The organism is Perlucidibaca aquatica (assembly GCF_001676655.1).
GTDB classification, from domain to species: domain Bacteria; phylum Pseudomonadota; class Gammaproteobacteria; order Pseudomonadales; family Moraxellaceae; genus Perlucidibaca; species Perlucidibaca aquatica.
The window spans coordinates 981,289-999,959 of sequence record NZ_LZDB01000002.1 but is presented as its reverse complement, the minus strand read 5'-3'; the positions used below and the strand labels follow the sequence as shown (position 1 = coordinate 999,959).

Annotated in this window: 22 protein-coding genes and 2 tRNA genes; 14 read left to right on the top strand and 10 right to left on the bottom strand. The window is 55.7% G+C overall.

Going from position 1 to position 18,671, the window contains the following annotated elements; genetic code table 11:
- Nucleotides 1-4: 4 nt before the first annotated feature.
- Both fadA and gloA read left to right on the top strand, forming a co-directional pair.
- A complete protein-coding gene (fadA, locus tag A8710_RS08425; protein WP_068859624.1) occupies nucleotides 5-1,183 on the top strand; it encodes an acetyl-CoA C-acyltransferase FadA in 1,179 nt (392 codons plus the stop codon).
- Between the two features lie 119 nt (nucleotides 1,184-1,302).
- Nucleotides 1,303-1,683 carry a lactoylglutathione lyase gene (gene gloA, locus A8710_RS08420; RefSeq protein WP_068859622.1) on the top strand — a complete coding sequence of 127 codons (381 nt, stop codon included), beginning with the start codon at nucleotides 1,303-1,305 and terminating at the stop codon, nucleotides 1,681-1,683.
- Nucleotides 1,684-1,703: 20 nt separating this feature from the next.
- Here the strand turns inward: gloA and lexA are convergent, their stop codons facing one another.
- Nucleotides 1,704-2,315, bottom strand: a complete 612-nt coding sequence (gene lexA, locus A8710_RS08415; RefSeq protein ID WP_068859620.1) for a transcriptional repressor LexA — start codon at nucleotides 2,313-2,315, stop codon at nucleotides 1,704-1,706.
- Between the two features lie 141 nt (nucleotides 2,316-2,456).
- Between lexA and A8710_RS08410 the strand changes: the two genes are divergently transcribed.
- The 10 genes from A8710_RS08410 (at nucleotide 2,457) to arfB (ending at nucleotide 9,570) form a co-directional block, all read left to right on the top strand.
- Complete coding sequence (locus A8710_RS08410; protein WP_068859618.1) at nucleotides 2,457-2,900, top strand: hypothetical protein; 444 nt, start codon at nucleotides 2,457-2,459, stop codon at nucleotides 2,898-2,900.
- Nucleotides 2,901-2,990: 90 nt separating this feature from the next.
- Nucleotides 2,991-5,639, top strand: a complete 2,649-nt coding sequence (topA, locus tag A8710_RS08405; protein WP_068859616.1) for a type I DNA topoisomerase — start codon at nucleotides 2,991-2,993, stop codon at nucleotides 5,637-5,639.
- Nucleotides 5,632-6,171, top strand: a complete 540-nt coding sequence (locus tag A8710_RS08400) for a DUF6586 family protein (protein WP_068859614.1) — start codon at nucleotides 5,632-5,634, stop codon at nucleotides 6,169-6,171. Before topA ends, A8710_RS08400 begins: the two co-directional genes overlap by 8 nt.
- Before the next feature lie 22 nt (nucleotides 6,172-6,193).
- A complete protein-coding gene (locus A8710_RS08395) occupies nucleotides 6,194-6,439 on the top strand; it encodes a hypothetical protein (RefSeq protein WP_068859612.1) in 246 nt (81 codons plus the stop codon).
- Nucleotides 6,440-6,446: 7 nt separating this feature from the next.
- Nucleotides 6,447-6,983 (top strand): L,D-transpeptidase, encoded by a 537-nt coding sequence (locus A8710_RS08390; RefSeq protein ID WP_068859610.1) that lies wholly within the window; start codon nucleotides 6,447-6,449, stop codon nucleotides 6,981-6,983.
- A complete protein-coding gene (locus A8710_RS08385; protein WP_068859608.1) occupies nucleotides 6,980-7,189 on the top strand; it encodes a hypothetical protein in 210 nt (69 codons plus the stop codon). The genes A8710_RS08390 and A8710_RS08385 overlap by 4 nt, the downstream gene beginning before the upstream one ends.
- A 116-nt stretch (nucleotides 7,190-7,305) precedes the next feature.
- A tRNA-Val gene (locus A8710_RS08380) sits at nucleotides 7,306-7,381 on the top strand.
- A gap of 22 nt (nucleotides 7,382-7,403) precedes the next feature.
- Nucleotides 7,404-7,480, top strand: a tRNA-Asp gene (locus A8710_RS08375).
- A gap of 161 nt (nucleotides 7,481-7,641) precedes the next feature.
- Entirely contained in the window at nucleotides 7,642-9,141 is a 1,500-nt protein-coding gene (locus A8710_RS08370) for a helicase HerA-like domain-containing protein (RefSeq protein ID WP_068859606.1), read from the top strand.
- A gap of 12 nt (nucleotides 9,142-9,153) precedes the next feature.
- A complete protein-coding gene (arfB, locus tag A8710_RS08365) occupies nucleotides 9,154-9,570 on the top strand; it encodes an alternative ribosome rescue aminoacyl-tRNA hydrolase ArfB (RefSeq protein ID WP_068859604.1) in 417 nt (138 codons plus the stop codon).
- Between the two features lie 13 nt (nucleotides 9,571-9,583).
- On the opposite strand, the gene pal is transcribed toward arfB, so the two are convergent.
- The 8 genes from pal to tusD form a co-directional block, all read right to left on the bottom strand.
- Nucleotides 9,584-10,168, bottom strand: a complete 585-nt coding sequence (pal, locus tag A8710_RS08360; RefSeq protein WP_068859602.1) for a peptidoglycan-associated lipoprotein Pal — start codon at nucleotides 10,166-10,168, stop codon at nucleotides 9,584-9,586.
- Nucleotides 10,169-10,195: 27 nt separating this feature from the next.
- On the bottom strand, nucleotides 10,196-11,482 hold the full coding sequence (gene tolB / locus A8710_RS08355) for a Tol-Pal system beta propeller repeat protein TolB (RefSeq protein WP_198341642.1): 1,287 nt from the start codon (nucleotides 11,480-11,482) through the stop codon (nucleotides 10,196-10,198).
- A gap of 63 nt (nucleotides 11,483-11,545) precedes the next feature.
- Nucleotides 11,546-12,451, bottom strand: coding sequence for a DUF1853 family protein (locus tag A8710_RS08350; RefSeq protein ID WP_068859601.1), 906 nt, complete (start codon nucleotides 12,449-12,451; stop codon nucleotides 11,546-11,548).
- A complete protein-coding gene (locus A8710_RS08345; protein ID WP_068859599.1) occupies nucleotides 12,451-13,476 on the bottom strand; it encodes a glycosyl transferase family protein in 1,026 nt (341 codons plus the stop codon). Before A8710_RS08345 ends, A8710_RS08350 begins: the two co-directional genes overlap by 1 nt.
- A 23-nt stretch (nucleotides 13,477-13,499) precedes the next feature.
- Complete coding sequence (locus A8710_RS08340) at nucleotides 13,500-13,868, bottom strand: TusE/DsrC/DsvC family sulfur relay protein (protein WP_068859597.1); 369 nt, start codon at nucleotides 13,866-13,868, stop codon at nucleotides 13,500-13,502.
- Nucleotides 13,865-14,161 (bottom strand): DsrH/TusB family sulfur relay protein, encoded by a 297-nt coding sequence (locus A8710_RS08335; protein ID WP_068859595.1) that lies wholly within the window; start codon nucleotides 14,159-14,161, stop codon nucleotides 13,865-13,867. The genes A8710_RS08340 and A8710_RS08335 overlap by 4 nt, the downstream gene beginning before the upstream one ends.
- Nucleotides 14,158-14,511, bottom strand: a complete 354-nt coding sequence (gene tusC / locus A8710_RS08330) for a sulfurtransferase complex subunit TusC (protein ID WP_068859593.1) — start codon at nucleotides 14,509-14,511, stop codon at nucleotides 14,158-14,160. Before tusC ends, A8710_RS08335 begins: the two co-directional genes overlap by 4 nt.
- Nucleotides 14,512-14,514: 3 nt before the next feature.
- Complete coding sequence (gene tusD / locus A8710_RS08325) at nucleotides 14,515-14,931, bottom strand: sulfurtransferase complex subunit TusD (protein ID WP_068859591.1); 417 nt, start codon at nucleotides 14,929-14,931, stop codon at nucleotides 14,515-14,517.
- 119 nt (nucleotides 14,932-15,050) lie between these two features.
- Here tusD and rmuC point away from each other — a divergent pair, with 119 nt between their 5' ends.
- Both rmuC and A8710_RS08315 read left to right on the top strand, forming a co-directional pair.
- On the top strand, nucleotides 15,051-16,403 hold the full coding sequence (rmuC, locus tag A8710_RS08320) for a DNA recombination protein RmuC (protein WP_082968750.1): 1,353 nt from the start codon (nucleotides 15,051-15,053) through the stop codon (nucleotides 16,401-16,403).
- Nucleotides 16,403-17,581, top strand: a complete 1,179-nt coding sequence (locus A8710_RS08315; protein WP_068859588.1) for a Bcr/CflA family multidrug efflux MFS transporter — start codon at nucleotides 16,403-16,405, stop codon at nucleotides 17,579-17,581. Before rmuC ends, A8710_RS08315 begins: the two co-directional genes overlap by 1 nt.
- Here the strand turns inward: A8710_RS08315 and A8710_RS08310 are convergent.
- A complete protein-coding gene (locus A8710_RS08310) occupies nucleotides 17,578-18,660 on the bottom strand; it encodes a hypothetical protein (RefSeq protein WP_068859586.1) in 1,083 nt (360 codons plus the stop codon). The two genes, A8710_RS08315 and A8710_RS08310, sit on opposite strands and share 4 nt — an antisense overlap.
- Between the last annotated feature and the right edge of the window lie 11 nt (nucleotides 18,661-18,671).

Below are 18,671 nucleotides of genomic sequence, written 5' to 3'. Positions count from 1 at the left end.
TGACATGACTACTTTGAACCCGCGTGATGTGGTGATTGTCGATGGCGTGCGTAGCGCCATGGGCCGTACCAAGAACGGCATGTTCCGCCACGTTCGTGCCGACACCATTTCGGCAGAGCTGGTAAAGGCGCTGTTTGCCCGTAACCCGAACGCCAATCCGGAAGAAGTTGAAGATGTGATCTGGGGCTGTGTGAACCAGACTCTGGAGCAGGGCATGAACGTGGCGCGTAACATCGCCATGCTCGCTGAACTGCCACGTTCGGTGCCAGGCCAGACCGTGAATCGTCTCTGTGGCTCCTCGATGCAGGCACTGCATACCGCAGCAGCTCAGATCATGACCGGCCAGGGCGATGTTTTCGTCATCGGTGGTGTTGAGCACATGGGCCACGTCGGCATGATGCACGGCATCGACCTCAACCCGGCAGCCTCCAAGTACTACGCGAAAGCATCGAACATGATGGGCCTGACCGCTGAAATGCTCGGCACCATGAACGGCATCAGCCGTGAAATGCAGGACCAGTTCGGTTTGATCTCGCACCACAAAGCTTGGGCAGCGACGCAAGAAGGCCGTTTTGCCAATGAAATCATCGGCATTGAAGGTCACGATGCCAACGGCTTTAAACAGCTCTGCACGATTGACGAAGTGATTCGTCAGGATGCCACGCTGGAGCAGTTCGCTGCGCTGCGCCCGGCCTTCAACCCGAAGGGCGGCACGGTCACGGCCGGTACGTCCTCGGCGCTGTCCGACGGTGCTTCCGCCATGCTGCTGATGAGCGCCGAACGCGCCAAAGCGCTGGGTCTGAAACCGCGTGCCAAGATCCGCTCGATGGCGGTTGCTGGCTGTGAAGCAGCGATCATGGGCTGGGGCCCGGTACCTGCCACCGAGAAGGCGCTGAAGCGTGCTGGCTTGTCGATCAACGACATCCAAACCGTCGAGCTGAATGAAGCCTTCGCGGCTCAGGGCCTGTCTGTGCTCAAGGGTCTGAACCTGCTCGATCAGGCCGAAGCCAAGGTCAACCACAATGGCGGCGCGATTGCACTCGGCCATCCGCTGGGTTGCTCGGGTGCCCGTATCACCACCACGCTGTTGAACGTGATGGAACAGAAGGATACGCAGATCGGTCTGGCCACGATGTGTATTGGCCTCGGCCAAGGCATCGCGACGATCATCGAGCGTCTCTAAGCTACAGCGTGCAGTGGCTTTGTTGCACTGCACTGCCGAAGCGTTCCGCTAAAAATACCGCGTGTGACTTGCGCGGTATTTTTTTGCCTGTAGTTCTGATGAATGATTGGGAGAACACAATGCGCATCCTTCACACCATGCTTCGCGTCGGCGACTTGGATCGTTCCATCAATTTCTATCGCGATGTCCTTGGCATGCAGCTGCGGCGTCGCAACGATTACCCCGGCGGTCGCTTCACACTGGCCTTTATGGGTTTTGAGGGCGATACCATGGAGCTGGAGTTGACCCATAACTGGGACACGGCAGCCTACGAACTCGGCACTGGCTACGGCCATGTCGCGCTGGCCGTGCCGGATGCCTATGCTGCCTGCGAGGCCGTGATCGCCAAGGGTGGCAAGGTCACACGCCCGGCGGGCCCGATGATGCATGGCACCACGGTCATTGCCTTTGTCGAAGACCCGGACGGCTACAAGATCGAGTTAATACAGACAGCGGCATAAGTGGTCTGTCTTAGCGCTGATCAGGTTGCGAAGCTGTCCCGAATCAGGCCGACAAACACACCCTCAATCACCACCTTGTCGGGCGAAATCAGCTGCGGCTCAAAGGTGGTGTTGGCGGGGACTAGCTTCACCATTTTTTTCTCGTAATCGAGGTATTTAACGGTCACTTCGTTGTCGATGCGTGCGATAACAATCTGGCCGGCGCGAGCGATGCTGGTTTTGTAGACCGCAATGAGGTCGCCATCGAGGATGCCAGCATCCTTCATGGATTCGCCGCGGACGCGCAGTAGATAGGTTGGGCGCTTGTTAAACAGGCCGCGCGGAACAGGCAGGCTGTGATCGTGATTCTCCACGGCCTCTAGCGGCAGGCCCGCAGCCACGGAACCAATGACGGGGATGAGGTCTTCGTCGAGCAGCTCGTCAACCAGCAGCTGTATGCCCCGAGACAGTTCAGCATGTAATTTGATATAGCCCTTCTGCTCCAGTGCGCGCAGATGATCCGCTGCTGCCGTTTTAGAGCGGAAGCCGAACTTGAGAGCGACTTCAGCGCGGGTAGGTGCCATGCCATTGCTTTCGACGCAGTCGCGAATAAAGTCGAGAATTTCAGCTTGGCGCGTGGTGAGTGCTTGCATGACGATTGATCTCTTTGTGAATGGCCAAAATACGAGAATACTGACCAAAAAGCCAGTGCTGACTCTATCGTCAGTAAGTTTTCCGATAGTCGGTTGATACAAACTGATAGACTCGATCCCTTAATCGCAAAGGCGGGTGTCATGACGACGTTTCTTTGGGTGAGCTTTTTGGTACTGGCCAGCATCATTGGCAACATTATGTGGCTGCGCCCCAGTAGCAGTGATCGGGCGCTTATTAAGCAGCGTGACTTTGCCAAGTCCCAAGGCTTAAGCGTGAACCTGCGAGTAGCGCCAGAGTGGCTGGGCCAAAAGCCGGGGCAGGGGCTGATTGCCCAGTATCGCTATCCGCTCACGACTCAGCCGGTGGCATTGGGTCGCTGGCGTTGGCATGAGGGACTGCTCAACTGGCAGCCCCTCGATGACAAATCGGCCTGGCTCACTTCGCCTCCTTGGCCAACGCCGGCGCCTGCTGGTTGGTTGGGTATTGATGTTCGTGCTGACGGCGTGGTGCTTTATTGGCGTGAGGATGGCCAAATTCAAACCGTAGAGCAGTTCATTCGCCTACTTAAGACGGTGTTTGCTTGACCCCATCGCGCCGTCCTCGTATATATGCCGCTCTTTTGATGGGCGTTGTCTGCGTCCCATCATTCACCGTTGTAAGGAATTCCCGACACCATGGGTAGATCACTGGTCATCGTCGAGTCGCCGGCGAAAGCCAAGACCATCAACAAGTATCTGGGCAAAGACTTTATTGTGAAGTCCAGTGTTGGCCATGTCCGCGATTTGCCGGTCAGTGGCGGTTCCACCAGTGATCCCGCCGAGCGAGCAAAAGCGGCGGCTGAGACCCGTAAGCTCTCGCCTGAGCAAAAGCTCGAGCAGAAAGCGGGCAAGCAGCGCGCGGCGCTCGTGGCACGCATGGGTGTTGATCCGGACAAGAGCTGGAAGGCCAAATACGAAATCCTGCCCGGCAAAGAGAAAGTCGTCAGTGAGCTCAAAGCGCTGGCAAAGGAAGCCGACACTATCTATCTCGCCACCGACTTGGATCGCGAAGGGGAGGCCATTGCGTGGCATCTTCGCGAAGTCATTGGCGGCGATGACAGCCGCTTTAAGCGCGTGGTGTTTAACGAAATTACCAAGACGGCCATTACCGAGGCATTTAAAGCGCCGGGTGAGCTCAATCTGGATCGTGTGAATGCCCAGCAGGCGCGTCGTTTCCTCGATCGTGTCGTTGGCTACATGGTGTCGCCACTGCTCTGGGAAAAGATTGCGCGTGGCTTGTCCGCCGGTCGAGTGCAGTCGGTGGCGGTGCGTTTAGTGGTTGAGCGTGAGCGTGAAATTCGCGCCTTCATCCCCGAAGAATATTGGGAGATTTGGGCCGATACCCTAACGCCACAGCAGGGTGCCTTGCGCCTTGAGGTAAGCAAGCAGGGTGGTGATGCCTTCAAGCCGGTCAACGAAGCGCAAGCCAGTGCCGCCGTGACGGTGTTGCAGAAAGCAGCCTATCGCGTGACTAAGCGGGAAGACAAACCCACTCGCAGCAAGCCCACAGCACCGTTCATTACGTCCACACTGCAGCAGGCTGCGAGCACGCGCTTGGGCTTTAGTGTGAAAAAGACCATGACGCTGGCGCAGCGTCTGTATGAAGCCGGTCACATCACCTATATGCGTACCGACTCGACCAACCTGAGTCAGGATGCTGTGGCCGCCGTTCGCGACTACATCACGGACCAGTTTGGCGCGAAATACCTGCCCGCCAACCCCATTTCCTATAGCAGCAAGGAAGGCGCGCAAGAGGCGCATGAAGCAATCCGTCCTTCTAATGTGTCGGCCAAACCAGGTACGGTTGAAGGGCTGGAGAAAGATGCTGAGCGTTTATATGACCTGATCTGGCGTCAGTTCGTGGCTTGCCAGATGACCGAGGCCGAATACACCAGCACCAGTCTGACGGTGAGTGCGGCGGATTTCGAGCTGCGTACCCGTGGCCGTATTTTGCGTTTTGATGGCTTCACTCGCGTGCTCAGTGCGATTGCTAAAGATAAAGAAGACATTGTCCTGCCGGATGTAGCCGTAGGCGAAACCTTGGCCTTGCAGGCACTCGATCCCAAGCAGCATTTCACCAAGCCGGTAGCGCGCTATACCGAAGCCAGCTTGGTGCGTGAGTTAGAAAAACGCGGCATTGGCCGGCCATCGACCTATGCTGCCATCATCTCCACGATTCAGGATCGCGGCTATGCCCGCGTTGAGAACCGTCGCTTCTATGCGGAGAAAATGGGCGATATCGTGACCGATCGCCTCAGCGAGAACTTCAGCAATCTCATGGATTACGCCTTCACGGCGGATCTAGAGGCTCAGCTCGACAAAGTGGCTGAGGGTTCAGAGAACTGGAAGGCCGTGCTCGATCGCTTCTACAAGGACTTCCTGAAGAAGCTCGAAAAAGCAGGGCAAGATGACGACGGTATGCGTCGCAATCTGCCGGTGCAAACCGAGCTGCCTTGCCAGCTCTGTACCCGCCCGCTGCAAATTCGTACCGCCTCCACTGGCGTTTTCCTGGGCTGCTCGGGCTACGCATTGCCGCCAAAGGAGCGCTGCAAGTTCACCCTCAATTTGATTCGCGGCGATGAAGCGGTCTCCGATGATGATGATGAAAGTGAAACCAAAGCGCTGCGTGCTAAGCATCGTTGCCCGCTTTGCGGCACTGCCATGGAAAGCTATCTGATCGATGCCGATCGTAAGCTGCACGTTTGTGGCAATAACCCCGACTGCGCGGGTTATGAAGTGGAAGAGGGCAGCTATCGCATCAAGGGTTATGACGGCCCGCTGATCGAGTGCGACAAGTGTGGCAGCGACATGCAGTTGAAGACCGGCCGCTTCGGCAAGTATTTCGGCTGCACCAGCACGACCTGTGGCAACACGCGCAAGCTGCTGCGCAGTGGCGAAGCCGCGCCGCCGAAAGCCGATCCTATCCGTATGCCACACCTGCCCTGTGCCAAGTGTGACGATCATTTCCTGCTGCGCGACGGGGCCAGCGGCTTGTTCTTAGCGGCTAGCAAATTCCCTAAGAATCGCGAGACTCGCGCCCCCTCGGTAGACGAGCTTCATACGGTGGCCGAGCAGCTCGATCCTAAGCATCAGTATTTGCTCGATGCCCCGCGTCAAGATCCGGAGGGTCGCCCTTATATCCTTCGTTTCAGCCGCAAGACACGCGAGCAGTATGTGATGTCTGAGCAAGATGGCAAGGCCACGGGTTGGCAGGCCTATTTTGAAGGCGGACGCTGGGTTGTGACGGCGCCAAAAGCGGACAAGAAGGTCAAGTCCGATGAGTAAAGACCGTAATATTTTTCCGGCGCGGACGAACCAAAAGCTCTATTTTGCTCGCCTGCAATTGAATTTGTTGCAGGCGGCATTGGCCGACACGGACTCTTTTGACGCGGAGCCACGGGCGATGAGTTGTCGCGAAGCCGCCATCGGGCATCTGCATGCGGGCCTAGGCGCGTTCATGCAGGAGCTGTCGCGCTTCTACAAGGTTATTCCGCCGGTATCGTCCCCGGCTGCGCTTGCTGCGGCGATGGCGCAGCGTCAGCAGGTGTCGCCGGAGGCGGAAATTTTGCAGCAGCTGAGCGAACTGCCTGATAGCTGGCTATCCCAGCTCACTCAGCTCTATCGGGCGACCCTGTTGCCGATTGAATTGCCTGATTTGGCCACAGAAGCAGAGTCACCGGCCCGTATTGGGATTGCAGTCGTCAATACCACCGTGGACTCACCGCTGAGTCAGACCGATCTGGCTACCTTAGACGCTATTCATCGTGCCTTGACGCAAGCCATCCGCGATTTCCGCGCCGAGCTCGTTGAGTTTTAACGTTTTTATTTTTGAGAACCCCATGTCTGATTTTGCATTTTTAGAACTGACCGAATCGGCCGATGGCGAAGTGATTTTACGACGTAGTGGCGATGCGGCGGACGCTGAGCCTCTAGTCAGTGTGCGCTTCTCGGCGGAAGCTCGTTTAATGTTGGGCGCGCGTACCACCGATATCGCACGCGCTATGGTCGGGGCTGGCGTTCAATTGGCAACACATCATCTGGCCAATCCCGAAGGCTTTGAGGGCGATCAAAAAACCCTGCATTGAGGTCTGTATGTTGCCGAGCCAAGGTTTACCCGCGCAAATCCCCGCTGCTCGTTGGCTGCTAGTGGGTGTGCTGAGTCAGCGCCTTTGGCTCTGTGAAGGTAACAATATCCTCGCAGACTACCCGATCTCTACCGCATTAAAGGGTGTTGGCGAGTGCGCGGGCAGTGAGCAAACGCCGCGTGGTTGGCATTGTGTGCGAGCGCGAATTGGCGCTGATGCGCCGTTGGCAGCCGTGTTTCGGGGGCGACGTCCTACCGGAGAAATTTGTACTCCGGACTTATCGGCTCAATTTCCCCAGCGTGACTGGATCTTGACCCGTATTTTATGGCTGTCGGGCCTAGAACCTGGTGTTAATCGCGGCAAGAACGCGCAAGGTTGTGTGGACTCGATGCGTCGCTACATTTATGTGCATGGCACTCCCGATAGTGAACCCATGGGCGAACCTCGTTCACACGGCTGTATTCGGATGCGCAACACCGACATCGTTACCCTGTTCGATCAAGTGCCGGCCTACACGCCCGTGTTCATTTCGGAGCAGGCATGATTGGTCAGGCGTGGCCCGTGGCGGACACTGGCTACACTATTTTGGAATTAGGCGAGATTAATCGTCAGACCCTACAGTTAGTGCTACAGGCCTACTTAGTGGCCGACCCTCGTGGCAATACGTTTGCAGACCACTTTGCTGACTACGCACTTGCCGAGGCCGCAGCCAAGCATTTTGCTGCTCAAGGGCTGCTTGCAAAGGCATAAATTCCTTCAAAATCTTCGTTGCGCTCATAAAAGCGTCACTTGATGCGTTTGCCCTAAGAATCCTTTTGACAGCCTGAAAAGAATCCCTATAATGCGCCCCACACAGCGACGACAATGGGTGTTTAGCTCAGCTGGGAGAGCAGCGCCCTTACAAGGCGCGGGTCGGCGGTTCGATCCCGTCAACACCCACCATTTCGTCTTTGTGTACCGACGCGCAGCGGTAGTTCAGTCGGTTAGAATACCGGCCTGTCACGCCGGGGGTCGCGGGTTCGAGTCCCGTCCGCTGCGCCATATGACTAAAAAACGCCTTAATCAACAGATTAGGGCGTTTTTTTTGGCCAAGATTCTGTCAATTCCTTCCGTCACATTTTCCCTTTGCTTTTCGCTTTGACAAGATCTTTCTTGCCCCGTTATATGCCTACTGGGTTTTAACTTTTCAGTAGGATGCTGCAATGAGTGGAAATCAAGTCTTAGTCGGCAAAGGGGACGTCACGTGCTTGTTGGAAGGGCGTTACGCTAATCGCCATGGCCTGGTGGCGGGTGCAACCGGTACCGGTAAAACGATTACGCTTCAAATTTTGGCCGAGGGCTTTGCCGACCTTGGTGTCCCGGTATTTTTGGCAGATATCAAAGGCGATGTGGCGGGTCTGTCGCAAGCGGGCGACAGCGCGAATCCGAAATTGGCAGAGCGCGCGGTAAAGACTGGAATGAGTGAGTTCAGAACTCAGGCGTATCCAGTGGTGTTTTGGGATGTTTTTGGTGAGCAGGGTCACCCCGTTCGCGCCTCCATCTCTGATTTAGGCCCGCTCCTGCTGACCCGCATGCTTGATCTCAATGAGACTCAAGAAGGCGTTTTAAACCTGCTTTTTAAGTATGCCGACGATAACGGCCTGCTTTTACTCGACCTGAAAGACCTGCGTGCCTTGCTGAGCTTTGCTGCCGATAATACCGAGGCCTTTGGTCGTGACTACGGAGCCTTGAGCAAAGCTAGCTTGGGGGTGATACAGCGCTCGTTGCTGACGTTGGAGCAGCAAGGCGCAGAGGCCTTTTTTGGTGAGCCCGCCCTGAAGCTCGAAGACTTCATGCAAACCACCTTGGAAGGTCGCGGCGTCATTAATATTTTAGCGGCGGACAAGCTCTATCAGCAGCCACGCTTGTACGCGACTTTTTTATTGTGGTTGCTCTCGGAGCTCTTTGAAAACCTGCCCGAGCGGGGTGATGCAGATTTACCGCGTTTGGTATTTTTCTTCGATGAAGCTCACCTGTTATTCAACGATGCCCCGAAAGCGCTCATTGATAAGGTTGAGCAAGTGGTGCGCCTGATTCGCTCCAAGGGCGTGGGGGTGTATTTCATTACCCAAAATCCGTTGGATGTACCGGAGTCCATTTTGGGGCAGCTGGGGAATCGTGTGCAGCACGCGCTGCGCGCCTTTACCCCGCGCGATCAGAAGGCCGTTAAGGCCGCTGCTGAGACGTTTCGTGCCAAACCGGGCTTGGATGTGGCAACGGCGATTCTTGAGCTGGGCGTGGGCGAGGCCTTGGTGTCGACCTTGGGTGAGGGCGGTGTGCCTTCGCCCGTTGAGCGTGCCAAAATTCGTCCGCCGCGTTCTCGTATGGGGACAGTCAGTGCCGAAGAACGGCAAATCACTCTGGGTCGATCGCCGTTCAAAGGCCGCTATGATGCCTTGGTTGATCGTGAGTCAGCTTATGAGATGTTGCAGCAACGAGCACAAGCGCAAATGCAATCCGCCACGGCTGCTGCGTCTGCCCAAGCTGCGGAAAAGGCAGCTGCTTTAGCTGCGAAAGCGGCAGCAAAACGACCGGCCAGTGAGCCGGATAGCTTATGGGAAACCGCGGCAAAAAGTGCGGCTCGCGCAGCCAGCTCCGAAGTTGGCCGTAAAATTGGCCGAGAGCTTTTGCGGGGCCTTTTGGGTTCCTTTAGTCGTCGTTAATGGAAATCATGCATGGTGCTTAATGTTCAGCCCGTGGCTTTTGCCTTGGATGAAGTGGAGTTTCTGGCTATCCGAGCGCAGGGCGCGGGCGGGCAAAACGTCAATAAAGTGTCTAACGCGATTCACTTGCGCTTTGACGTGGCGGCGTCTTCATTAGCGGATGAGATTAAGCAGCGGATTCTGGCCTGGTCAGATCAGCGCATTAGCCGAGAAGGCGTGATCGTTATTAAAGCCCAGCGCTTTCGCAGCCTAGAAAAAAATCGCGAGGATGCGATCCAGCGCCTTCACGAGTTACTTGCCGAAGCTAATCATGTGCTGCCCCATCGAACCCCCACGCGGCCAACGCGAAGTGCGCGTCGGCAACGGGTTGATAGCAAGGTTCAGCGCGGTCAGGTAAAAGTCTTACGCAGTCGAGTGCTTGATCATTAAGTAACAGCGCTGCTTACTCACAACCGGAATAAGCAAGTTCTACGCGACGGTTTTGCGCCCAAGCGGATTCATCTGAGCCAAGGGCAGCCGGCTTCTCTTCTCCGTAGCTCACCACTTGCAGCTGCGTAGGTGTCACGCCTGCGGCAGCGAGGAAGGTGGCAACCGCATTGGCGCGGCGCTCGCCAAGCGCGAGGTTGTAGTCGGCCGTACCTCGCTCATCCGTATGGCCGGTGATTTTCATTTGCACACGTTGATTCTGTTGCAGCAGCAGTGCATGCGCGGCTAGAACGCCAGAGATTTCACTGTTCAGATCGTGCTTGTCGGTAGCGAAGGTAAAAACGCTTTGTGTAACGGCCGTTTGTTGCGATGCCTCGGGCAGGCGAGCGGCCAGCGCCGTTAGGGCTGCGGGTGCACAAGCGCGGTCTGCCGGGCGATTAATTTCTTCCGCATTATTAACAACGGAGGGTGCTAGAGGGCCAGTCGTCTCGGGTTCGATAGCCGCTGATGGGTTGCCTTTGAGCAAGCGATCGAGGGTAGAACAGCCACTGAGACTGATGAGTGCGGTGCTGAGAACCGCCAGAGCCACTACATTTTTCATATGATCCATCCGTTTAAAAAATACGATTTAGCGCAAAAAAGGTGACCATACAGGGCCTTTAATTTCACCTTGCTGGGTGGGGATTCGCCACTGAGTTTTACCGTCAATGGATTGCACGCGAAGGCCGCGGCCGCCACCTTGTCGACTGCCATAAACCAGCAAGCGACTGTCGGGGGCAAAGCTGGGTGAGTCGTCCAGACTGCTCTCACTGAGGATGTCGGTAGTGCCGGTATTGAGGTCGCGCACGGCGAGACGGTAGCGGCCATCGCCAGAGTCATGAACCATCGCCACAAAGCGTCCATCGGGGCTAGGCGCGGCCTTGGCATTAAAGCGTCCCTCGAATGTCAGGCGCTTGCTATCGCCGCTGGCGATATCCAGACGATAGAGCTGTGGCCGTCCCCCGCGATCAGACGTGAAGATAATTTGCTGGCCGTCCTGTAACCAGCGCGGCTCGGTGTCGATGGCGGGGTTGTTGGTGAGTCGAGTCAATGCCTGTGTGGCGATGTCCATGACATAAATTTCGGCATTGCCGTCCCGTGATAGCGACATCAGCAGGTTTTTACCATCGGGAGACCACGATGGGGCGCCGTTGACGCCTTCAAAATTGGTTAGGCGCTTACGCTCTCGCGTTTGCAAGTTTTGGATATAGATTTGCGATTGGCCTGTCTCAAAAGATACGTAGGCCATGGATCTGCCGTCGGGCGACCACGTCGCGGACATGATGGGCTCATTGGAGTCCAGCAAGCGTGTGCGTCGAGCGCCATCAATATCGCTGAGCTCGAGCCGATAGCGGCGCTTGCCATCGCGTTCATAGACATTGATGTAGGCAATGCGGGTGGAGAAAATGCCTTTTTCCCCGGTGAGCGTTTCAAAGACTCGATCGCTAATGTAGTGACCCGCATCCCGCCACCGAGAACTGCTGACGGTAAAGCGCTCGGCCAGTAGCGGAGCAGCGCTATCGCGACGCAAGAGCTCGTAGCTAAAGCTGAGTTTGCCATCGGCTTCCCGACGCTGATTGCCGCGTAGAAGTAGGTCGCCAGGTAGAGCCTGCCAAGAGTCTGGGTGAATAGTGCCGGCTAGGGTGAGACCCATGGGCAGATCGTTTTCGGCAACGATTTTTAGTAGTCCGCCGCGCGTCAGGTCATTTCGAACAATGCTGGCAATATTTTCGCCACCGTCCTCATCGGCAAATGGCAGCACCGCCAATGGCTTTAGCTGCGCGAGGGCTTTGCTGATTTCAATGCTCAGCATGGCCTGCGCGCTGCCGGAAAGCGTGACCAGCAACATCAACACCGAAAGTGAAAAAAAGCGCATGGGAACCCAAGTCATCATAAAAAACGGCTGCATTATAAGGGTGATACGGAGCGTAATGACCGGTTAAACGGTAGCAGAAATGCAGCCTGGCCAGGCTGCCCCAACCACAAAAATTCGAACGACTTCATCGTTGCCGTGGTAACCAATGAGTGCCTGAGCCTCATCGCCAAGGAAGCCAGTTAGCAACGACTCTGGCATTAACGTCGGGTGTTGCGATGGCGTGGACAAGTGTGGCGCTAACCAATGCTTTTTTTCGAGCAGATACCACTGATAGGGATGGTTTTCGGCGTAGCACTGAAAGTCTTCGACGCTAAACCATTGCGCTTGGTGAGGGTGTGCGACTAATGCCTGCGGTTGAAACAAGCGTCCTTTTAGCCAAGCCCAAGGGCGAGGCGGTTTTTCATGACTCAGCCCTTTAGCGTCCAGCCAGGCTTTACCCGGCGCTGTGCTCAGCAGAGGCAGTTGCTTGTTGCGAAGGTGTGAGAGCTTGCGTGCCAAGCTGTCGCTTCGGTTTGGGCCGAACCAGCGTAACTCAGGGCTGCTGCTCGTGTACGTCCCTAAGTAGAATTTCAATGCCAGTTCTATGTGCCAAAGTTGGCCAGTGGCGCGCTCGCGCACTAAAAAATCTAACTCACCCAAGGTGATGCCATTTTCCCGAAGCGCAACATGCTCGGCGACCGGTTCAAACTCGTGATTGTCTGAGTCGGATAACCAGAAATGCAGTAAATCTTCGGCATAGCGTCCCAAACGCAAGTCACGGGCCTGGCTCAATACGGCTTCAAGACGCTGGGGGGCGGCATCCAGTTGCCGTAACCAGGGCTCATGGCGGGCATACAGCGCGAGGTAGTCCTCGGCGCTGGGCCAATAGGCGTGCGGATCTTGTGCGTGTTCAGGGCTAATGAGTGGCGCGCTGGCAATCAACCACACTAAGTCACGGACAGCCGGGTGCTGATAGCTGCGCCAAGGCATTAATGTCTATTTTTCCAGTATTCAGTGGCCAGACTCAGAGCGTGCTGCTGGCTGTCGGCTCGTTGTAATACGCGTAACGCCAACGCCAAGGTGCCAATCACCGCCATTTCCCCATACTCATGCTCCGCCTCGCCACGCCACACAGCGAGGAAGTGATTCAGATCAAAGGCCTCTTCGGGGCTATGGCGTAAGGGAAATAAGGCTGGCCATTCTTCTTCGGTAAGCACGCCGTCCACAATTTGTTTGGCTAAGCAAAGGCCATCGGGGTTGCGTTCAATTTCACCGCCTTCGCCCTTGATGACGCAGCTATTGCGATAGCCCAGTTGCTCCGCCGCATGCTGGTGAGACTCGCGGTAGGCCGGGTGAAAAATGGCCTGCATGACATACGGCGCATCTACCGGGTTAAGCAGGCGCGATAGCGTATGAACGGGCGAGCGCAGGCCCAGCACATTGCGTAATTGAATGATCTCTCCTAGCGGCGGGCAGACGGCATCCAAACTGAGGTAAGCAAATTGATGTGCATCCAATGCGGCGTTCACGTCAGACCACTGAGTGCACACGGGTAAATCCAGCGTGGGCAATACCGCTTCGGTATAGAGCCGGTTCATGGTGTGGCCGCTAGCACCGTGCATAAAGATTCGAACGCCGTTGGCGGCCAGCACTTTAACGGCCAACAGAAACCAAGGGTAATGCTTGCGTTTGCCGGCGTAGGAAGACCAGTCTAAATCGACCTGAATCGCAGGTTGCTTAGCATTAGCTAGTGCCTGATCCCGTTGTTTTTGCAGGCCTGCGCGTGCCGCCATGACAAAGCCGGCCAGTTCTTCTGGGCTTTCTTCTTTCACCCGTAAAAGCATGAGAAAAGCGCCGAGCTGCACAAGCTCTACATCACCCGCCACGATCATGGCCATGGCGTCGCGTGCTTCCTCCAACGTCAGTGAGCGACTGGAGGTTTTGCCTTTGCCCAAAATGCGGACGTATTGCGCAAACGGGTGTTCGGCGGTTTTGTAGAGATTTTTCATGACCATGAGCTAAATTCTTATCGATGGCTTTAAAAGCAGTTGGGCGGTTTTGGCAGTCCCGCACAGAGGGCGACTAAGCGCATGGGGTAGTTCGGAAAATGCAGCATTAATGTAGCGCTTTGGCCATAGGGCTCACCCAGGCTGAGTCCCAAGTGTTTTACGAATGCACGTGTTGTCGGCATGCGCTCATAGCGTTGGTAGAAGTCGCGAGCGGCCATCACGATGCGCTCTTGCTCATCACTTAAGCCTTGCGCTGAGCAGAGACTTAAACAAAGGCCGATAGCATCCGCGAGGGCGGGCGACCATTGTGTGAGGTCGCGCAGAAAACCTTCGTCATCGAACTGCGCTTGCGAAAACGATGCCGGTAATTGGCGGCTATCCCAAAAGGCTTGGGTCATGACCAACTCAGGCTCTTAGCGTGCTGACAAACCAAGGCGACCCATTCCGTATCGGAAATCCGTGTAATGCTTGTTGGCCAGTGCTTGCCTAATCCGCGAGCTTGCACGGCGTCATCTAAGGCGAGGCAGCGAATACCGGTGCCTACCCGCTGCAGGAAATGTTGCATCGGACCTTGAGGATTCACCGCCAGTGCCACACTGGCACCCGCTAACAAAATTGCATCGCCAGGACTAAAGAGACGCTCAAGGGCTTTCGGCCAGGCGGTGCCATAAAGGATGTGTAGGGTCGTCATGCGCGAATCACCTGGTCATGAACGGCGACCAGAGCGGCCATTTCCTGACTATCTAGCGCCATGACGGGCAGGGCTAAGTCCAGAGTTTTAAGGCCCAGTTGACCTAGGGCGTTAAGGTCAACATAGACGCGCTCGATATCAAATAAGGGCAGGGCATCGAGTTGCCGGCTGAGGCTGCGGCGGCCGAGCAGCTCAGACGACTGATCTGGCAGTAATTGCAAAATGCCGGCATCTTGAAACAACAGCGAGACCTCGGCACCAAAGGTGGCGGCGACTAGCATGGCATCCAGTAGCTCTTGGGCATGTTGGTGGGCGTAGGGGTCGCTGGCGGCAATGATGAGCAGGCGCATGTCTTAAGCCGGAAAGTGAATGAGGCGATCGGCGCTGAGCTGGGCTTCTGCCAGCTGGCCCAAACCGCTAATGATGAAACCGGGCGCCACACTGAGCGCTGACTTCTCCCACCGCTGAGCGTTATCGGCATCGAGTATGCCGTGACGCAGTGCTGCGGTAACGCAGAGCACCAACTCGCCATTTTGTGCGGTAGCACCGGGTAGGGCGTGTACCTGCTTCTGCAACAGCTGCCAACGCTCGGTCAATGACACTTCATCGCGCCCTGAGACAGCCAGCGCTTGGCCATGCTGTACGCCAGCGCCGGCAAAGAAGATGCGTCCTAAGCTATGACCCGCTTGCACAGCAGCGTGGGCAAACTGCCAGGCGCGGAAGGCGGTTTCTTGTTCGGGCGCAGCAGTAATGTAGAGGCTTAGGCGCATAGCAGGGCTGACGAAATTGGAATCAATAAGCGTTGAGGATAACCGAAAGTGCGGCTGTACGAGCTGCCAACTTCGGGTCGCGTGTTATCTTGCGCGCAGTGTAATGAGGGTATGAGCAAATGGAAGTGATGAGTGCGTTAATTCCGGTATTGGCGGCTGTGTTTGCCGCGTTAGTAACCTATGTCTTGCTGGCTGCGCGACTGCGTCGACAAGAGACCGATGTAGTGACCGCTGAAACGCGAATTCGGGCTGAAAGCCAAGCCGACGTAGCACGATTAGAAGAGCGCATTGCTGGGTTAAGCCACGGCCAGATGATTAAAGATGAGGAGCTGCAATCCCTGCGTGCTGCTTTAGGCGAGGCGCGTGAACGCTTGGCCGCGTTGACTCGTGAATTGCAGAGTGAGCGCGAGCAGTCCAGCGAAAAACTCGCGCTACTGCAAGATGCGCGTGGCCAGCTCACACAACAGTTCCAGGTGCTCGCACAAGAAATACTCGAAGAAAAATCCAAGCGTTTTAGCGAGCAAAACCAGTCGGCTCTGGGGCAGTTACTTGAGCCATTGAAATCTCGCTTACAGGAGTTTCAGGGCAAGGTGGAAACGGCCTATGTCAGCGAGAGCAAGGATCGCTCTGCGTTAGCTGAGCAGGTAAAGCAGCTCATGGGCTTGAACCAACAACTCAATCAGCGTGCCAGTGATTTAACCCGTGCCTTGACCAGCCAGAATAAGTCGCAAGGTAATTGGGGCGAGCTGGTGCTTGAGCGTGTGCTTGAAGCTTCAGGCTTGCGTAAAGGTCAGGAATATGAGGTTCAGGAAAGTCATACGCGTGAGGATGGTACTCGGGCTCAACCCGATGTGGTGATCCATTTGCCCGAAGGTAAGCACCTTATCATCGACGCAAAAATGTCCCTCAATGCGTACTTAGACTATGCCAACAGTGATGATGAAACGGTGCGCGAAGCATCGGTGAAGCGCCATTTGGACTCGGTGCGCACGCACATCAAAGGCTTATCAGATAAAAACTACCAAGAGCTCTACGGCCTAAAATCTTTAGACTTTGTACTGATGTTTATTCCGGTAGAGCCTGCCTTTATGTTGGCGACCAGCCACGATGCCGAACTTTGGCAAGATGCTTGGAAGCGCAATGTATTACTCGTTAGTCCAAGCACGCTGTTGTTTGTGGTGCGCACGGTGGCGCATTTGTGGCGACAGGAACAGCAGACGCGAAACGCAAAGGATATTGCCCAGCGCGGGGCCGAGCTCTACGACAAGTTTGTTGGCTTTGTTGAAGGTTTAGAGCTGGTCGGTACGCGCCTGAACCAAGCGCAAAAGGCTTTTGATGACACGCATAAAAAGCTCAGCAGTGGCCGCGGTAGCTTGGTTCGCCAAGCGGAAATGTTGCGTGAGCTCGGCGTGAAGCCCACGAAGCGATTAGGCGAAGGCCTGTTGGATAATGCCCTCGAGAGCTCGGATTAATGCCTGCTGCTCAACGCACGCCCTTATTGGTGTTTCTGCTCGGTAGCCTGACCGCGTTTGCCCCCATGTCTATCGACATGTATTTGCCGGCATTACCGGCAATGCAAATTGCGCTAGCAACAAATGCTAGTCAGATGCAGCTGACCTTGGCGGCTTTTTTTGCGGCGTTTGCCGTGGGTCAGTTGTTCTACGGGCCATTAGCGGATCGCTTCGGACGTAAGCCGCCCCTGTATGCCAGCTTAAGTCTTTTTATTTTGGCTTCACTGGGCTGCGCCTTTGCCACGTCGGTCGAAGCACTGATTGCCCTTCGGTTCTTACAAGCCTTTGGTGCCTGTGCGGGTGTGGTCATTGCGCGGGCTATTGTGCGAGATAGTTTCGATAGCGCGGAAGCGGCACGAATGTATGCTGCCATGATGTTGGTCATGGGTGTTGCGCCCATGGTTGCCCCCATCTTGGGTGGCCAGTTGCTGCAATACTGGGGCTGGCAGTCTATTTTTCTCGCGCTGGTGGTCTATGGCAGCTTGTGTCTCTGGGCACTGCACAACTATTTGCCAGAAACCTTAGACGATGCCTATCGCCGCCCTTTGGTGTTTTCCACCACCGTCCGCGCCTATGGCGATTTACTGATGCAGCATCGCTTTCGGGGCTTTGCTATTACCAGCAGCGTGAGCATGGCGGGGTTGTACGCGTTTATTGCGGTCTCGCCCTTTGTCTTTATTGAGCACTTCCAAGTCTCCCCCTCACAATTTGGATGGATATTTGGTGGCAATGCATTTTGGCTGATTCTGGCCTCGCAATTTAATGGTCGCCTCGTGCGTCGTTTTAAGCCTTTGCCGTTACTAAAGGCCAGCCTGCTTGTGCAGGTAGGCGCGGGCGTTATGTTGCTCGCGGTGGGTTGGACGGATATTGGCGGTCTCTGGTTGCTGCTGCCGCCGATGTTCCTCTACACGGGGTGTTTGGGCTTTATTTTGCCTAATGCCACCATTCTGGCCATGGAGCCCTATAAAGCACATGCCGGTACCGCATCCGCGTTATACGGCACTATCGGTTCAATCTCTGGTGCGATTGCTGCGAGCACGGTGAGTGTATTGCAAGGTCAGGATGCCAAAATCCTATGCACAGTGATGGCGATTTGTACGACGCTTGCTTGCCTGCGCAGTCGATTTCTGCGGGATTAAAGCGCCTGCAAATGATCCCCGATCGTGCCTTGCTTGAGCAGGTGTTGGAAGCTTCCACTGATGTCTTCACTGACGGTAAGTGCAGCCTGCCACGCAGCTAGACGCTGCCGGTCACGGCCATGATAAATCGTGAAATCCTTTCGGCAGGGAATCTTGCCGCCAGGCAATTTAGCCACTACCTCCGGTGAGGGAGATAACACCAGCATGCGCTCATGGTGCGAGGGCTGCCTTCGTTTCAGGTGCTTATCAAACCAGCCGCTTACAATGCGTTGTTCGTAATGCGGGATAAACAAGATGCCAGCCGTGGGCTGGATATTTTGCAGCGGAAGATCCATGTGGTAATCCAGCATGCCGCCATCGATATGAGCACCTTCTGGCGAGTTTGGAATATCCCTCACGGTCTCCATCACTAAAGGAATGCTGCCACTGGCCAGCGTCACGGTAGCGAGGTTTTCTGGTGTAAGCGCATGGTAATGTGTCCGAAAGCTATCTTTCGCGAGCACACCAGGCGCTTTGGTTTGGTTCTGAAAAACGCAGCGCTCAAAGCGTCGGGCAAGATGCTGCCGCGAGCGTAAATTGCTGCCAAAAGCCAGAGCGAACCCCAGCGCTTGCCACGCCGGTTGTTTAGCGGCGGCTAAGCCCAGGCAGCGAGTCGTCAATAAATTCAGTTGCAACCACGGGTGCTGCAAAATTGTAGGAATGTGCTCTTTTTGCAGCAATGCATTCAGGATGTGACCTACCTCACGCGTAATCTCCTGTGCAGTAGGTTTGCTGGCGTAATGTTGCTGGCAATACGCGACATAAAGCCGCTCAGCCGCCGCCGCCGGATCGGGATGCGCTCCCGCTAATAGCCGGAATGCACCAATCGAGGAACCAAAGGCCGGGAGAGCCGCTACTCGTTGCGGTAACCATTCGCCAAACAAAAAACGATCCAAATAGCTTTGGATGATGAACTTGGGGCCACCCGCAGGCGCACCCAACGCAGCCAAACTATTGGCGTTAAAGCCTAGGTTTTGGATTTGTGTTCGGGCCGCGGATCCGGCACGAAGAACAAACGGTAACGTGTGCAATGAATTCATGGCTCAGAGGT

Bases quoted from the DNA above. Each gene is read 5' to 3' on its own strand.
- fadA (WP_068859624.1), top strand. From the start codon at position 5: ATGACTACTTTGAACCCGCGTGATGTGGTGATTGTCGATGGCGTGCGT.
- gloA (WP_068859622.1), top strand. From the start codon at position 1,303: ATGCGCATCCTTCACACCATGCTTCGCGTCGGCGACTTGGATCGTTCC.
- lexA (WP_068859620.1), bottom strand. From the start codon at position 2,315: ATGCAAGCACTCACCACGCGCCAAGCTGAAATTCTCGACTTTATTCGC.
- A8710_RS08410 (WP_068859618.1), top strand. From the start codon at position 2,457: ATGACGACGTTTCTTTGGGTGAGCTTTTTGGTACTGGCCAGCATCATT.
- topA (WP_068859616.1), top strand. From the start codon at position 2,991: ATGGGTAGATCACTGGTCATCGTCGAGTCGCCGGCGAAAGCCAAGACC.
- A8710_RS08400 (WP_068859614.1), top strand. From the start codon at position 5,632: ATGAGTAAAGACCGTAATATTTTTCCGGCGCGGACGAACCAAAAGCTC.
- A8710_RS08395 (WP_068859612.1), top strand. From the start codon at position 6,194: ATGTCTGATTTTGCATTTTTAGAACTGACCGAATCGGCCGATGGCGAA.
- A8710_RS08390 (WP_068859610.1), top strand. From the start codon at position 6,447: ATGTTGCCGAGCCAAGGTTTACCCGCGCAAATCCCCGCTGCTCGTTGG.
- A8710_RS08385 (WP_068859608.1), top strand. From the start codon at position 6,980: ATGATTGGTCAGGCGTGGCCCGTGGCGGACACTGGCTACACTATTTTG.
- A8710_RS08370 (WP_068859606.1), top strand. From the start codon at position 7,642: ATGAGTGGAAATCAAGTCTTAGTCGGCAAAGGGGACGTCACGTGCTTG.
- arfB (WP_068859604.1), top strand. From the start codon at position 9,154: ATGGTGCTTAATGTTCAGCCCGTGGCTTTTGCCTTGGATGAAGTGGAG.
- pal (WP_068859602.1), bottom strand. From the start codon at position 10,168: ATGAAAAATGTAGTGGCTCTGGCGGTTCTCAGCACCGCACTCATCAGT.
- tolB (WP_198341642.1), bottom strand. From the start codon at position 11,482: ATGCGCTTTTTTTCACTTTCGGTGTTGATGTTGCTGGTCACGCTTTCC.
- A8710_RS08350 (WP_068859601.1), bottom strand. From the start codon at position 12,451: ATGCCTTGGCGCAGCTATCAGCACCCGGCTGTCCGTGACTTAGTGTGG.
- A8710_RS08345 (WP_068859599.1), bottom strand. From the start codon at position 13,476: ATGGTCATGAAAAATCTCTACAAAACCGCCGAACACCCGTTTGCGCAA.
- A8710_RS08340 (WP_068859597.1), bottom strand. From the start codon at position 13,868: ATGACCCAAGCCTTTTGGGATAGCCGCCAATTACCGGCATCGTTTTCG.
- A8710_RS08335 (WP_068859595.1), bottom strand. From the start codon at position 14,161: ATGACGACCCTACACATCCTTTATGGCACCGCCTGGCCGAAAGCCCTT.
- tusC (WP_068859593.1), bottom strand. From the start codon at position 14,511: ATGCGCCTGCTCATCATTGCCGCCAGCGACCCCTACGCCCACCAACAT.
- tusD (WP_068859591.1), bottom strand. From the start codon at position 14,931: ATGCGCCTAAGCCTCTACATTACTGCTGCGCCCGAACAAGAAACCGCC.
- rmuC (WP_082968750.1), top strand. From the start codon at position 15,051: ATGGAAGTGATGAGTGCGTTAATTCCGGTATTGGCGGCTGTGTTTGCC.
- A8710_RS08315 (WP_068859588.1), top strand. From the start codon at position 16,403: ATGCCTGCTGCTCAACGCACGCCCTTATTGGTGTTTCTGCTCGGTAGC.
- A8710_RS08310 (WP_068859586.1), bottom strand. From the start codon at position 18,660: ATGAATTCATTGCACACGTTACCGTTTGTTCTTCGTGCCGGATCCGCG.